Source organism: Bacillus sp. DU-106 (assembly GCF_004799705.1).
In the GTDB taxonomy this organism is placed as follows: Bacteria; Bacillota; Bacilli; order Bacillales; family Bacillaceae_G; genus Bacillus_A; species Bacillus_A cereus.
In genome coordinates this window covers 4,888,217-4,902,072 of the sequence record NZ_CP026607.1, presented here as the reverse complement: position 1 = coordinate 4,902,072, position 13,856 = coordinate 4,888,217, and the positions used below count along the sequence as shown (strand labels likewise).

The following is a 13,856-nucleotide window of genomic DNA, read 5'->3' as shown; positions in this document are numbered from 1 at the left end:
CCACCTTATTTGTAATGATTCTGTTTAATCGTAACATAATAAGAAAAATCTTCCATAAAAATGAAGCGATAAATTTAAAAAATATATTGAGAAAGATGAATTATAAGATGAATATCGAATATTGTTAATAGAAATATAATAGGGGGAAAGAGAAAGTGGATATACATAAGTTAACGATAGAAGAAGCAAAGAAGATAAATACGTGGACGTACGAGGAACCTTATAGTTTATATAGTTTTTCAGGCGAGAAAGAAGTAATAGAAGAGCTATTAGATGGAACGTATTATGGCTGTTGTGACGATCAAGGAGACCTCATCGGCTATTTTTGTTTTGGAGCAAATGCACAAGTGCCAGGTGGAAGAGATGCTAATTTATATGGTGGAGAAGATGTGATTGATATCGGACTTGGCATGAAGCCGGCGTTAACTGGGAAGGGAATAGGGAAAGAATTCTTCCAAGCTGGAATAGCGTTTGCCAGGAAAGAGTTTAATGCAAAAATGTTTCGATTAAGCGTAGCAACATTTAATACAAGAGCGATTACGTTATATAAAAATATCGGATTTAAACAAGGGATTATTTTTTTGAGCCGCGGAAGAGAATTTATGCTTATGGAATACGAAAGGCCGTCAGAATGAAACTGACGGCCTAGAAAACATTATTATTCTGAGTGCTCAGCTCGGTGCGCTAAACGGCTTGAAGCAGCGGCAGCGATTCCGCCAACGATATCATCAAGGAATGTATGCACCTTTCCAGTTGATTTATCATTTAAGTATTCTAAAATACCAGGTTTTAATTTATCAATATATCCAAAGTTCGTGAAACCGATAGAGCCGTACACGTTTACGATAGAAAGTGCGATAACTTCATCAATTCCGTATAAGCCTTCATCACGTTTTACAATATCTTGTAACGGTTCACTTAGCATTCCCTTTTCAGCAAGGACATCAAGCTCGATACCAGTAATCAGTGCGTTTTGTACTTCACGTTTTGATAGTACACGTTCTACATTGTAACGGCATTCTGACATCTCTAAATTTGGATGATATTTTTTTTGAAGAAAATGAACAAGTTCAGCAATATCGTCAATTGTTACACCACGTTCTTGTAATAGTTGTAATGCTCTTTCTTGTAGTTGATTTGATTCTTTCATGTTTATCACCTTTTTTTCTTTTTAGTATTTGTATACGTTTCGTTGCTTTATCCTGTGCATAGGAATGAAAGGCGAGCACAAGCTCATATATATAAAGAAAAACCATAGGTGGCGACTGCGATGATTCAGCATATTTATGAGCATTATCACATGCATGTTAAAGAATTAATCCCCCTGGGCCCCTATAAAAGCTTTTGGATTCGCAACAAAATTTATGTACTTGTTCCAATTGGAGAAATGGAGGAAGAAGTACTTGTAGAGATGAAAAAGCTCAGTGACTATATGAACCAGCAAGGGGATATAACTGTAGCGACTTTCGTTCCAACTATACACGGCTACTATGTAAGTGAGATAGAAGAACAAAATTACTGCTTATTAAAAGGTATGCGAGCGTTAGAACGACATGCTACGTCATTAGGAAGTGAACTTTCTATATTCCATAAACGAGGTGCATTCTTTCCAGAAGAAATCGAGCAATTAAGCCGCATTGGTGAATGGAAAGCGTTATGGGAAAAGAGACTCGATCAGTTAGAAAAGTTTTGGCAATCACAAGTGATGAACCACCCTACAGACGTATTCGATCAATTGTTTATTGAATCCTTCCCGTATTACTTAGGAGTTGCAGAAAATGCCATTCAATATGTTGTTGATACAGAAATGGATGATACGCCGCAACTAACGGATGCAGCGACAATTTGCCAAGAACGATTCACACCTTTATTATGGCATCAAACGAAGCGTCTCAAACTCCCTTTTGATTGGGTGTATGATCACCCAACTCGAGATATAGCAGAATGGATTCGCTATATGATGATTGAAAAAAAGAAAGACTGGGATCAAACAATCGTTCAATTTGTTACAGATTATGAACGGAATTACTCGCTGTCCTCATTTGGTTGGCGTTTATTATTTGCAAGGCTCCTGTTCCCACTTCACTATTTTGAAACGGTCGAACGATATTACCAAACTGGAAACGAAGAACAAAAAAGCATATATAGAGATCGCTTAGAAGCCATTTTACACGATGTAAACCGCTCAGAGCAATTTATGAAGCACTTTTATGGCTCACTTCGTTTACCAGTAGATAAGCTTGGGATTAGAAAATTAGATTGGTTATCTTGAAAATATAAAAAAGAGACCGAGTGAGGTCTCTTTTTTATATACCACAATTTTATGTAATACATTATGCCCCTACCTGTTGATCTGTACATATATTTAAAACGAATTGATGCCTTTCGAGCTTTTCATTTACTTTACCCAATAATTCTTGCTGGATTTCTTTAAATAAAAATTGATAGCTTGTATTCCATGTTGGTATAACGGATGAAAGGCCTAATAAATACTCTTTTTTCTTTTCTAGTTCTTGAATTGTTACAAAAGTGTTCCCCATTTTTGGCATCTGTCGTCCCCCTATGTTTTTTTACTGTATATGTGTGAACGATTCACTATATAGTATTAATTATCGCATTTTTTGAGAAGGATTTCCAATTTTGTTTTATGATGTTAACGGATAAATGTGATTTGAATAAAAAAAGGAGACCAAATTTGGTCTCCTTTTAGAAGGCGATTCTGAACGAGCCGCTTCCGCTTTTAGATTAATATCTAGCTCCAGCGGCTAAAATGTTCGGTGGCTTCGCTTCTTCCGCCGAGGCAAAAAGCGCCTCTATGTCAGAAGCTCCATCCCCCCTCACATTTTGAACGAGCCGCTTCTGCTTTTAGATTAAAATACTTGTTCTACTTCGATAACGCCTGGTACTTCTTCAAGTAACGCGCGCTCGATACCAGCTTTTAGTGTGATTGTAGAACTTGGGCAGCTTCCGCATGCACCCATAAGGCGTAGTTTTACGATACCTTCTTCAATGTCTACTAATTCAACGTCTCCGCCATCGCGAAGTAAGAATGGACGTAATTTATCTAATACTTCTAATACTTGTTCTTGCATATGTGGGTTTTCCATTTTTATCGACTCCTTTCATCAGTTTTATTATAATCAAGATAGAGGGGAAAATCTATTTTTTCTCTTCTTGTTTTATTGTCGAAATATTGTATCGTGTTTTTTCAGTATAGGGGTATGGAATAAGTTTGTAAAATGATGTGCTTATGTAATAAGACATCTGAATATACTGTTGGGACAAGAAGTGGGGGAGAAGAAATGGTTAATGTTCAAGTGTATGGGACGAAAGTAATTTGTGCGAGCTGCGTCGGAATGCCATCTTCAACAGAAACGTTTGAATGGTTACAAGCGGCAATTGGTCGTAAATATGAAGGACAAGAAAATAAATTTAATTTCGAGTATATTGATTTCCAAGAAGAACAAGAAGATGCGGATAAAAAAGCATTCGCTGAGCGCGTAGTGGAAGAAGATTTATTTTATCCGGTCGTTCTTGTAAATGGAGAAATTGTTGGAGAAGGAAATCCTCGTTTGAAGGATGTTTATGAAGAAATCGAGAAATATTTATAAAACAAGAAGTCTTTGCGAATTTGCAAAGGCTTTTTTATTGGAGGGATAGATATGAAAAATGGAGTGAAGCATGCGTTACCAACGGAAGTACAACAGTTAATGGAGCGGTACACAGTAGAATTAAAAGAAATTTTTTTGGATGAAAAAATAGTCGGGGTATATATTTACGGATCCATCGCACTAGGTGCATTTCATAAGGAAACGAGCGATGTTGATTTTGTTACAGTGATAAATGATTCCGTGAATGAAGCTGAAAAACAGCAGCTTGTGGAACTACATAAGAAACTTAGTGACAATACGCTAGGTAAAAGAATGGACGGTATGTATATTCCGCTTGCTGACTTAGGGAAATACAATGATGAAATGAACGAGTACGTGTATTGTGCAGATGGTAAAGCCAATGTTGGTCATTGGGACATTAATGCGGTCACATGGTGGACGTTGAAAAATCAAGGCATTACAGTTACAGGAAAAGAAGCAGAAGATCTTCCGCTGCAAATACAATGGAATGATGTAGTAAATACGATGAAATACAACGTAGAACAGTACTGGAGTGAAAAGGCGAAGAAGCCATATTTATTTTTTATAGAAGAGTGGGTAGAATCAGCTGTCGTTACGATGGGACGTATTTTATATACACTAGATCATAAAACAATCGTTTCAAAAGATAGAGGATTACAATACTTGTCAGAACGTTCAGCGGAAGAATGGGAGCTTTTATTAAAAGAAGTAGCGAGAATACGGCACAATCCAAAAGAAAAGAGAATGCTCTCAAGGTGGAGAAGGGCAGATATGACGAAGAGGTACTTACTGCATTTAATTGAGACGTGTAGAGAGAAATGGTAGGGAAGAAAATGGACAATACAGTGGGGGGTATTGTCTTTTTTATATTTTATTTGGTATATAATGGTTAAAAAGGTTTAATTATACTGGGGAGATAGGATGAATATAGAATTAGTTACATATGAAGAAAAGAATGAACAAATGAGTATGCGCCAAGTAATTAGCATTCTAGTAATTATTTTTGGGGGCATGCATGGAATTGGTTTTTTGAACCTTTTATATGATTCTTCCTTATACCCATGGTATGTAGATCATCTTATTCCATCTTTCACGTTTTGTATGATTATCGTAATGTATGCACCGGCAAGAAATTGCTGCTTACATTTAATAAAATCATTACAATTCAATAATTTTAAACATTATGTAACGATAGTAATGACAACGATTGTAATGCTTATGTATCTTGCGGTATTAAATTTAGTTTTACCACATGGGCTTGGTGTGGATGAATCTAATATAGTAATAGAACCTACTACAAGTGAAATCATTTTATACGTAGTTGTGCTCACAATTTTTGCGCCTATTTGGGAGGAAATTGTATTTCGAGGTATGTTTTTTATGAAATTATCTCAGCGCTTCTCTACACTTACTAGTGCCGTTATAAGTGCTTTCATATTTAGTTTTGGCCATCCCCTTACAGTAGGTAGTATTTTATATATTTTGGGTATGGGTATATGTTTAGCATACACATATAAGAAAACGAAGAATTTACTCGCTCCAATTGGGATTCATTTATTAAATAATTCGTTTTATTTATTATTGAATTTTCAACCATAAAAAGGCGCCTTTTTGAAAAGGGCGTCTTTCGTATTTTGTAGTAAGTAGAAAGGGCTTTATACGCATTGTGTAGAGGCAAGGTAATACAAAATATAAATAGTTTCATGTGAAACATTTTTATTATCAAATATACAAAATGATTAACTTAGTGTATTAAACGTATCATTCATAAGTATTCTAATATATTTAAAAGTAAAATGAAATAAGAAACGGATAATTGTCGGAATATATTCGATTTCCGTTCATTTTTATGAAATATGTGTACTTTTTGTTAGATTCCTTCATTTTGTCCATATACAATAAATGTATATAGAAATAAGAAAAGGATGATGTACGTGAAGGACACTGTTTTACAAGAAACGATTTCTCCACAAGAATTACATAAAGTTGTTCAAAAGAATACAGCTTATTATGATTTTAAGTGGGGTAAAGTAGAAAACCCTGCGCAAGGGAATACATGGAATTGGGTAGCCTTTTTCTTTCCAACCTTTTGGTTAGCTTATCGCAAAATGTATAAGTTATCTATTATATTTGCGTTATTGGCTATACCTAGTATAGTTATAACCCCTTTTATAGATATTCCAGAGGGGATTTATGTAACATTTAGTTTAGCTCTTCAATTAGGAATGATGATATTTACTGGATGGCAAGGAAACCGTTTATATTATAAGCATGGTGTTCGTGTTTTTCGTAAGGGAGAAGATGCGTCTGATCATGAGAAGGCGTATTTCTTACAATCAAAGGGTGGCGTGAGTATTGCTGGTATGATTGGTTTACAAGTTATAGTCGGGATTGTGTTTGGCGGAGCTATGCTCGGACTTTCTCTTTTACCAACTGAGCCGAATATTAAAAACGTTGTTCGTTCAACTGGTGAAGGGGTTACTTTAGAGATTATGAATGATAATCCAACTTGGAAGTTTGTGAAGAAAGAAAAAGATTATGACGTAGTAGAGTTTACTGGTTATGATTATACAGAGAAGAAAAACGTGAAAATTAAATTTGCTGTTTATTTCGATGAAGATTATTTCGAGTGGCAAGAGGTATATGAAAATAATAAGAAGTTAAGTGAAGAAGAAGTAGAAGAATATCAAATTTACATTGAAGAAAATAATTGGGGTTTCTAGAGGGAACTCGTTCATTTTGAAAAGAAGAATCTTGTGAAGGTTCTTCTTTTGTTTATTAGGGGGAGAGAAATGATTTCAGTATTAATAGAAGCTCTAATAGGATCGATTAGTTTAAGTACGGGTTTACACACGAAAAAGATTGATGCTAACATACTTTACTTGCAGCAGTATGAATGGTTTCGAATCATATATGAAGACGAAAAGTATCGAAAGTTATTTATTACGAACTACAAAGTTCGCTCATATTTAAAAAGTAAGCTAAGAGTTCGATTGCTTGTAAAAAATAAAAATGCACAACGAAGATTTTTAAAATTAGTAGAAGAGCAAATAGAAAAACGGCAGACAAATTGAAATTTTGTAAAATACAATAAAAAATGAGAATTTGAGGTAGGCTTGTCAATAACGTGAGACTATGGCACTATAAAGAAATGCTATACAAATTTTATTTATCGAGATGTAAACATCAATTTTGATTTTTACGTATAAATAATGAACGGAGGAAATGAATTTATGGCTACTTTACCAAATTGTCCAAAATGTAATTCAGAATATACGTATGAGGATGGCGTTCTTTTCGTATGTCCAGAATGTGCTCATGAGTGGGGCCAAGAAGCAGAAGCTGAAAATAATGATGGTGCGAAAGTTGTAAAAGATGCGAACGGAAACGTTCTTCAAGACGGCGATGCAGTTACTGTTATTAAAGATTTAAAAGTAAAAGGAACTTCTTCAGTTGTGAAGATCGGTACGAAAGTAAAGAGTATCCGTCTAGTTGATGGCGATCACGATATCGATTGCAAAATCGACGGCTTCGGAGCTATGAAGTTAAAATCACAGTTCGTTAAGAAGGCGTAAGTAAATAGAAGAGGAGGCGAATAGCCTCCTCTTTTTATTATGTCACTTTTTGTCGGTAAATCGATATTTCGTACAAAATCGTTGATATATTCTGAGTTATGATAGATATATTTGAAAAATCGTTGATATATTGCAAGTTATGATAGATATATTTGAAAAATCGTTGATATATTGCAAGTTATGATAGATATATTTGAAAAATCGTTGATATATTGCAAGTTATGATAGATATATTGAAAAAATCGTTAATATAATTTCATTCATCGTGAACTACGCACGATTCACCGTGCACCATAGTCAATTTCTTTCAATTGACATCGCTTATTAAAGAACGTTTTATATCCAAGCTGTAAAAAGATAATGACAGCAAAGGCAGTACTTCCAGAAATACCGAGTATGATGGCGATTTGATATTGAATGGCTGTGAATGGTGATATACCGGATAATATTTGACCAGTCATCATGCCTGGTAAGCTTATAATTCCCATTCCGACCATAGAATTAATTGTTGGTAAAATAGCAGAGTCAAAAGCGTCTCGAATGAGCGGAGCAGCTGCTTCTTTCGGTGTTGCGCCGAGCATAAGTGCACCTTCAATTTGACCTCTTTGCGATTTCATATTGTTTAAGAACGTATTTGCGCCGAGAGAAACACCAGTCATGGCATTCCCAACTAACATTCCTGTAATAGGGACGATATATTGCGGAGCATACCACGGATCATGTCCGATAATAACAAAGATAAATAGTAGAAGTGGCCCAATTGATCCGGCGACCATGGAAAGGGCGGCTACTCGTTTTAATTCTTTAGACATTGGGATGTTAACTCGTTTATAAATATTAAAAATTGCAAAGGTAGTAATAGAAGTAATGAGAGCAATTGTATAAAATGGATTACTGTTTTCAAATACGTATGTAAGGACATATGCAACAAGTACGAGCTGAATCGTCATACGGAATGTTGCGAGCGCGATTTGTTTTTCGCGAGGTATTCCTTTTAATTTTACAAGTCCAATTAAAATAAGAATGAAAATATAGGCAGCTGCAAGTTGCCAAATTTGGAGTTCAATAACGCCCTTCAACAGAGAGCACTTCCTTTCTAGTTGCACCGTTTGCTTTACTAATCTCAATAATGTCGTCTGCAATTTCTTCTGGAAGTTGTTGTGAGTGTGTGATGAAGATAATTGTTTTTTTCTTTTTTCGTGCTAGTTCAGTAAATTGTTTCATAACGCGGCGTTCTGTATCACTGTCTAATGCTGAAGTAGGTTCATCTAATAAATAGACAGGCGGATCCATAAGTACGATACGTGCAAAGGCAAGTCTTTGTTTTTCACCGCCAGATAGTGAGGAGGCGCTATCTTCTAATTGCTTGTCTAAGCTAACGGTTTGTAATGCACTCCGCAGGGCATCATCATTTGGAAATGGTTTTTCAGAAAGACGAAGTCCCATTAATAAGTTGTCTTTAACGGTTCCATCAAAAATAGGTGGAGTTTGCCCAAGCATAACTACGTCACGACGTAATTGAATAGGATGATAATCAGAAATTAATTTTCCGTTATATTCAATTGTGCCGGATGTTGGAGATTGTAAATCGTTTAACATGCGAAGCAACGTGCTTTTTCCGCTTCCGCTTTCACCGATAATGCAAGTAATCTTTTCTTTTTGAATCTGTAAATAAGGAATGTGTAGTATATCTTTATATATAACGTTTTTTAATATAAACATAAATCGCTCCTTTCTGATTCTAGTTATATCGTATCAAAAAAGAGAAGATAACGGTTATAAAGAGCAACGTTTTTTCTGCGTCTTGAGTTTTATTAATAAGTTAAGTAAACGATCTAATTCTTGGCTGAAAGAAATCACTTTATCATGAGTGAATCCGTATCGTTCAACGAGATAGATTAACTCTTTCTTTTTCGCTTCTATTCGATTGTTTAGTTTCGATAAGTTCATAAGTGGAATGTAATGCCTCCTACAAAAGTATTTATCACATAAAAAATAAGACCGAATGAATTCGGTCTTCAAGGAAATAATAAAACAACTTACAAATAGCATACAATGTTTATCAATATTTTTTAATATAAAAATGAAAAATAAATCATTATAAATATTGAGAAAGATGTGTCTGATAATTTTTAAAAACTGATGCAAAGAGGCTGCCTACATAGTAGACAGCCTGTAAAGTATTAACCTTTATGATATTTGTACATCCAAAGAAGACCAGATTTTAATAATCTCGGTACACGTCCCATTAATGGTTGGTTTGCGAGTAAACCGAATCCATGTTTCTTACCAAGAGATCCTAGAACACCTTTTAATTTAATAACAGGTAGTTCATCCGGGAGTGGTTCATTATTCCAACGTTTTAATAATATTTGGACAATTTGTTCTCCTTGACCTTCAGCAAGTTGGGCAGATGGTGCATGTGGAAGTGCTGCGCAATCTCCTACAACATACACGTGCTCGTTGTTTGGAATATTGTGATATTTTGTTAAAACAACCCGTCCGCTACCATCTTGTTCAACTGGAAGGTTTCGAACAACTTCATTTGCTTGAATACCAGCTGTCCAGACGATTGCATCACATTCAAGTGGTTCATCGTGGTTGTACACAATATTTGGTTCTACTTTTGTAATGTTAGAGTTTCGTATAATGTTAACTTTATGCTTTACAAACCATTCTTCTACGTATCTACTTAATTTCTCTGGATACGGGAATAAAATTCTATCTTTTCGATCAAATAAATAGATTTTTAAATCAGAACGGCTTTCACGAAGTTCACTTGCTACTTCAACGCCACTTAAGCCAGCACCAACAACAGCTACTGTTGCATTTGGTTCTAGACTATTTAATTGTTCATAGGTTTTACGTGTTTGTTCAATTGATTGTAGACTATGTGTATATTCCCTAGCCCCAGGAACGTTATGATATTTATCTTCACAGCCAAGTCCGATAATTAAGTCATCATATTGGATTGCTTCGCCGCCATCGAGATGAACAGCTTTTTCTTCGAGGTCAATATTTGTTATTGTGCCGTATTGAATATTGAGGCGTGGGTGTTCAGGAAACGGTATACGAATATGCGTTTCTGAAATAGTACCCGCAACTAATGCATAATATTCAGTTTTGAAGCAATGATATGGTACTTTGTCGATTAATGTCACTTGTACATCATCTGGAAGTTGGTTGCTTGGAAGTAGCCTTTGCAGAATTCTCATTCCACCGTAGCCGCCACCTAGTATTACGAGGTGTTTCATGATGGATTACCCCTTTTCTGTTGAAATATCCCCTAATCATAAAATTTTATATTAATAAAATATTTTGACTTTACTCAATCAAATTATATCGAATTTGTGAACAAATAACAATGCATGAATGAATACTCTGTTGTACAATAAGAAGAAAAGTAAAATAAACTGTTTTTCCTTTGTAGTTACTATTTCATTGGAAGTAGCATGTTATATAGAAGAAGTCATCTACTTTGAAGTGAAGTAATGAAGTAACTAAATAGTTTAGACTGTGTAACGAAAACAACAAGAAACAGCTTAGTTTTCTTCTTATAGATAAAGTGAAAAGGTAATTTGTTTTGTAGTACAGGGGGGAGAATTTTGATTAAACCATTAATTGAATTTTGTGTAGGTAACCTTGCAAGTGGTTCACAAGCAGCTCTAGAAAAATTAGAAAAAGATCCGAATTTAGATGTAATGGAGTACGGTTGTCTAGGGTATTGTGGTATTTGTTTTGAAGGACCGTTTGCACTTGTAAATGGTGAAGTTGTACAAGGTGCAACAGTAGAAGAGCTTGTTAATAATGTATATGAGTATTTGGATGAAAATCCAATGTTTTAAGGTGTTGCGAATTAGCAGCACCTTTTCCATTAGATAAAACTTTATTTTGTGGGGAAGGCTAATGCTGATTATTAGCCTTCCCCAATTGAAAATAGTGGGATAAATAAAAAAAGGCCCTTTTTAGAAGGGCTTTTTTCTTACACAAATTGTGTAAGAGTGGCTCATCGCCAAACGTTGTCAAATATGAGAAACGGGGGACATTCATATTGTGTTCTAAAAGCATGCATTCTATACTTAAAATAACAAATTATTTTTGGAGTGAATACAAATGAGCCAATTTTCTTTTACAAAAATGCATGGTCTTGGCAATAGTTATATATATGTAAATATGTTTGAAGAGCAAATTCCTGAAGAAGATTTAGCTCTTGTGGCGGGAAAGGTTTCAAATATTAATACTGGTATTGGAGCAGACGGGATGATTTTAATTTGCTCTTCAGACGTAGCTCCGGTGAAAATGCGCATGTTTAATAATGATGGTTCTGAAGGAAAGAGCTGTGGTAATGGTTTGCGCTGCGTAGCGAAATATGCGTATGAGCATAAACTAGTAGAAGAAACAGTTTTCACAATTGAAACGTTAGCTGGTATTGTAACGGCTGAAGTAACAGTAGAAGATGGTGTCGTGACATTAGCGAAAATTGATATGGGGGCACCGCGTCTAACACGTGCAGAAATACCGATGCTTGGTGAAGGTGAAACGCCATTTATTCGTGAAAACTTCTTATATAATAATCATCGTTATGCATTTACAGCTGTTTCAATGGGAAATCCGCATGCGGTTATTTTGGTTGATGATGTAGAAAAAGCACCTCTTACAACACTTGGACCAGTCCTCGAGACACATGAAATGTTTCCAGAGCGAGTAAATGTTGAGTTTATCGAAATTTTGAATGATGACGAGATGAACTTCCGCGTTTGGGAACGTGGATCTGGTGTAACGCAAGCTTGCGGAACAGGAGCGTGCGCTGCAGTTGTAGCTGCTATTTTAAATGGAAAGATGGAACGCGGTAAGGAAATTACTGTTCATTTAGCTGGTGGCGATTTAATGATTGCGTGGACTGAAGAAGGAAACGTGTTGATGAAAGGACCTGCGGAAGTAATTTGCCGCGGAGTGTATGAGTACAAGATAGAAGCGTAAAGATGTATAATGGACTAAGAACAGAAAGGAAGGTGTATTTCATGATTAAAGTAACAGAACAAGCAGCTTTTCAAATTAAAGATATGTTAAAAGATGCTGAAGATGGAGAGAAGTATGTGCGCCTTGCTGTACACGGCGGCGGATGTAGCGGTCTTTCTTACGGCTTAGGATTTGAAGTAGAACCAAAAGAAGACGACACAGTTCTTGAGTTTTTCGGTGTTGAATTTGTTATCGATAAAGAAAGTGCTCCAATTGTTAAAGGAGTAAAAATTGACTATAAACAATCTATGCTTGGCGGTGGATTCACAATCGACAATCCAAACGCAATCGCATCATGCGGATGTGGATCATCTTTCCGTACAGCGACGAATGCTGGTAAACCAGAAGAGTGCTAAGTTTTTAGACGAAATAGAAAAGGCCTTTTTAGCGATGGAATAAAATCGTTAGAAAGGTCTTTTCTTTTGGCATTAAAACAGAAAATGCATGTAAAGTTACTTTGGAATTTAATTTAAATGTTATTATATATAGGATATGTGATTTATATTGTGAATTCCAGTTTCATATTGCTCGTTTTAAGATAAGATTTCGTAACGGAAATGTAAAAAAATAGAAGAAATATACTATTTATTAGTTGTATTTAATGTTAATATTTGTAACGAAGATGATTGGCGATCGTGTTCGGACTAGCTGTAGTTTCACCGGTTATTACTAATAGGTAGATTTATCCCATAAAAGCCCGATTGGTGAGGGCTGATTAAAGTTTCACTTTATATAAAAAAGGTGTATGAGGGAGAAGGCTATAGCAAATTGTATAGAACTGAATAGTTCCGTATTCATTAAAATACGTTGATTACTAGATATTAAAAAACACCGGGGGGATTAGAATGAAGTTATTTAAGAAAGTACTTATAGTAGGGGTGGCGTTGACTACAGTATCGATTTTGGGGGCTTGTTCTAGCGATACAGACGTATTAACAAAAGTAGGAGCAAAGCAACCAGCGAAGGCCGAAGGTGAAGAAGTATTAAAAGATCAGAAGAAAACACCTATGACCACGAGTAAACGTGAAAGTATTAAAAATGAGGATGCTCCATCATCAAAGAAGCGTTATATTTCTCATGACGAATCTCAAAAGATTGAGGAAGGTATGACGTATACGGATATTCTTAATACGATTGACTACGGTGGTGAGAATATAAAACATTATAATAATAATGAAAAACGCGTATTTTATACTGAAAAAGATACGGATGGTACATATGAAATTATGGTTGAATTAAATACATATGGTTACGTTGTGAATATTGAACGTACTGCTATAAAGGGTACAGATAAAGAGAATGAGAATGAGGTATCTATGAAACGTATTGAAGAGCCTGTAAAGGAATATGAAGAAAAAAACGATCGTGTACCGTGGTATAAAGATGTAAATAACAATTCGGCAGCAGTAAGTTACAATCACTATTTGAAAATCAAAAAAGGTATGCCCGCGAATCAGGTAAAAGCTGCAATTGGACAGCCACATGTGATTGAGAAATATAAATCTTATTCAGTATATGACTATACTGGTTATGGTGGAGAAGGATCATTACGTGTAATCTTTGAACCGAATGGAACTGTTACGGATGTAGTGGAAGACGGTTTACCACGATAATAAATTAGTTACGGGAA

The 13,856-nt window shown here is 35.4% G+C and carries 19 protein-coding genes; 12 read left to right on the top strand and 7 right to left on the bottom strand.

The annotated features are described in order from the left end of the window. The first annotated feature begins 155 nt into the window (after positions 1–155). On the top strand, positions 156–635 hold the full coding sequence (locus tag C3Y97_RS25110) for a GNAT family N-acetyltransferase (RefSeq protein WP_000351156.1): 480 nt from the start codon (positions 156–158) through the stop codon (positions 633–635). A 23-nt stretch (positions 636–658) separates the two neighbouring features. On the opposite strand, the gene C3Y97_RS25105 is transcribed toward C3Y97_RS25110, so the two are convergent. Further along, on the bottom strand, positions 659–1,150 hold the full coding sequence (locus tag C3Y97_RS25105; RefSeq protein WP_000665103.1) for a phosphatidylglycerophosphatase A family protein: 492 nt from the start codon (positions 1,148–1,150) through the stop codon (positions 659–661). A 120-nt stretch (positions 1,151–1,270) separates the two neighbouring features. On the opposite strand from C3Y97_RS25105, the gene yutH reads away from it, so the two are divergent. After that, complete coding sequence (gene yutH / locus C3Y97_RS25100; RefSeq protein WP_000614215.1) at positions 1,271–2,272, top strand: spore coat putative kinase YutH; 1,002 nt, start codon at positions 1,271–1,273, stop codon at positions 2,270–2,272. A gap of 61 nt (positions 2,273–2,333) precedes the next feature. Here yutH and C3Y97_RS25095 read toward each other — a convergent pair whose 3' ends face one another. Beyond that, entirely contained in the window at positions 2,334–2,549 is a 216-nt protein-coding gene (locus tag C3Y97_RS25095; protein ID WP_001125507.1) for a hypothetical protein, read from the bottom strand. 321 nt (positions 2,550–2,870) lie between these two features. Beyond that, positions 2,871–3,107 carry a NifU family protein gene (locus C3Y97_RS25090; protein WP_000431159.1) on the bottom strand — a complete coding sequence of 79 codons (237 nt, stop codon included), beginning with the start codon at positions 3,105–3,107 and terminating at the stop codon, positions 2,871–2,873. 195 nt (positions 3,108–3,302) lie between these two features. Between C3Y97_RS25090 and C3Y97_RS25085 the strand changes: the two genes are divergently transcribed. From C3Y97_RS25085 to phnA, 6 genes are all read left to right on the top strand, one after another. Next, on the top strand, positions 3,303–3,611 hold the full coding sequence (locus C3Y97_RS25085; protein ID WP_000248588.1) for a YuzD family protein: 309 nt from the start codon (positions 3,303–3,305) through the stop codon (positions 3,609–3,611). A gap of 51 nt (positions 3,612–3,662) precedes the next feature. Next, positions 3,663–4,457, top strand: coding sequence for a nucleotidyltransferase domain-containing protein (locus C3Y97_RS25080; RefSeq protein WP_000788485.1), 795 nt, complete (start codon positions 3,663–3,665; stop codon positions 4,455–4,457). A 96-nt stretch (positions 4,458–4,553) separates the two neighbouring features. Next, positions 4,554–5,231 (top strand): CPBP family intramembrane glutamic endopeptidase, encoded by a 678-nt coding sequence (locus tag C3Y97_RS25075; protein WP_136363693.1) that lies wholly within the window; start codon positions 4,554–4,556, stop codon positions 5,229–5,231. A gap of 326 nt (positions 5,232–5,557) precedes the next feature. After that, positions 5,558–6,355, top strand: a complete 798-nt coding sequence (locus C3Y97_RS25070; RefSeq protein WP_127064164.1) for a DUF2628 domain-containing protein — start codon at positions 5,558–5,560, stop codon at positions 6,353–6,355. A gap of 69 nt (positions 6,356–6,424) precedes the next feature. After that, entirely contained in the window at positions 6,425–6,706 is a 282-nt protein-coding gene (locus tag C3Y97_RS25065) for a hypothetical protein (RefSeq protein WP_000626486.1), read from the top strand. A gap of 159 nt (positions 6,707–6,865) precedes the next feature. Then, on the top strand, positions 6,866–7,207 hold the full coding sequence (gene phnA, locus C3Y97_RS25060; protein WP_000212737.1) for an alkylphosphonate utilization operon protein PhnA: 342 nt from the start codon (positions 6,866–6,868) through the stop codon (positions 7,205–7,207). 281 nt (positions 7,208–7,488) lie between these two features. On the opposite strand, the gene C3Y97_RS25050 is transcribed toward phnA, so the two are convergent. The 4 genes from C3Y97_RS25050 to C3Y97_RS25035 form a co-directional block, all read right to left on the bottom strand. Continuing rightward, positions 7,489–8,286 (bottom strand): ABC transporter permease, encoded by a 798-nt coding sequence (locus tag C3Y97_RS25050; RefSeq protein ID WP_000679249.1) that lies wholly within the window; start codon positions 8,284–8,286, stop codon positions 7,489–7,491. Next, positions 8,270–8,929, bottom strand: a complete 660-nt coding sequence (locus C3Y97_RS25045; RefSeq protein WP_000470312.1) for an ABC transporter ATP-binding protein — start codon at positions 8,927–8,929, stop codon at positions 8,270–8,272. The genes C3Y97_RS25050 and C3Y97_RS25045 overlap by 17 nt, the downstream gene beginning before the upstream one ends. Positions 8,930–8,983: 54 nt before the next feature. Beyond that, positions 8,984–9,157 (bottom strand): aspartyl-phosphate phosphatase Spo0E family protein, encoded by a 174-nt coding sequence (locus tag C3Y97_RS25040; RefSeq protein WP_001054090.1) that lies wholly within the window; start codon positions 9,155–9,157, stop codon positions 8,984–8,986. Positions 9,158–9,390: 233 nt separating this feature from the next. Next, a complete protein-coding gene (locus tag C3Y97_RS25035) occupies positions 9,391–10,461 on the bottom strand; it encodes an NAD(P)/FAD-dependent oxidoreductase (RefSeq protein WP_000682068.1) in 1,071 nt (356 codons plus the stop codon). A gap of 351 nt (positions 10,462–10,812) precedes the next feature. Here C3Y97_RS25035 and C3Y97_RS25030 point away from each other — a divergent pair, with 351 nt between their 5' ends. The 4 genes from C3Y97_RS25030 (at position 10,813) to C3Y97_RS25015 (ending at position 13,839) form a co-directional block, all read left to right on the top strand. Continuing rightward, positions 10,813–11,052, top strand: coding sequence for a YuzB family protein (locus tag C3Y97_RS25030; RefSeq protein ID WP_000595026.1), 240 nt, complete (start codon positions 10,813–10,815; stop codon positions 11,050–11,052). A gap of 268 nt (positions 11,053–11,320) precedes the next feature. After that, a complete protein-coding gene (dapF, locus tag C3Y97_RS25025; RefSeq protein WP_136363692.1) occupies positions 11,321–12,187 on the top strand; it encodes a diaminopimelate epimerase in 867 nt (288 codons plus the stop codon). Positions 12,188–12,228: 41 nt separating this feature from the next. Then, positions 12,229–12,582 (top strand): HesB/IscA family protein, encoded by a 354-nt coding sequence (locus tag C3Y97_RS25020; protein ID WP_000598775.1) that lies wholly within the window; start codon positions 12,229–12,231, stop codon positions 12,580–12,582. A 489-nt stretch (positions 12,583–13,071) separates the two neighbouring features. After that, positions 13,072–13,839, top strand: a complete 768-nt coding sequence (locus C3Y97_RS25015) for a hypothetical protein (RefSeq protein WP_000765217.1) — start codon at positions 13,072–13,074, stop codon at positions 13,837–13,839. The last annotated feature ends 17 nt before the right edge of the window (positions 13,840–13,856 follow it).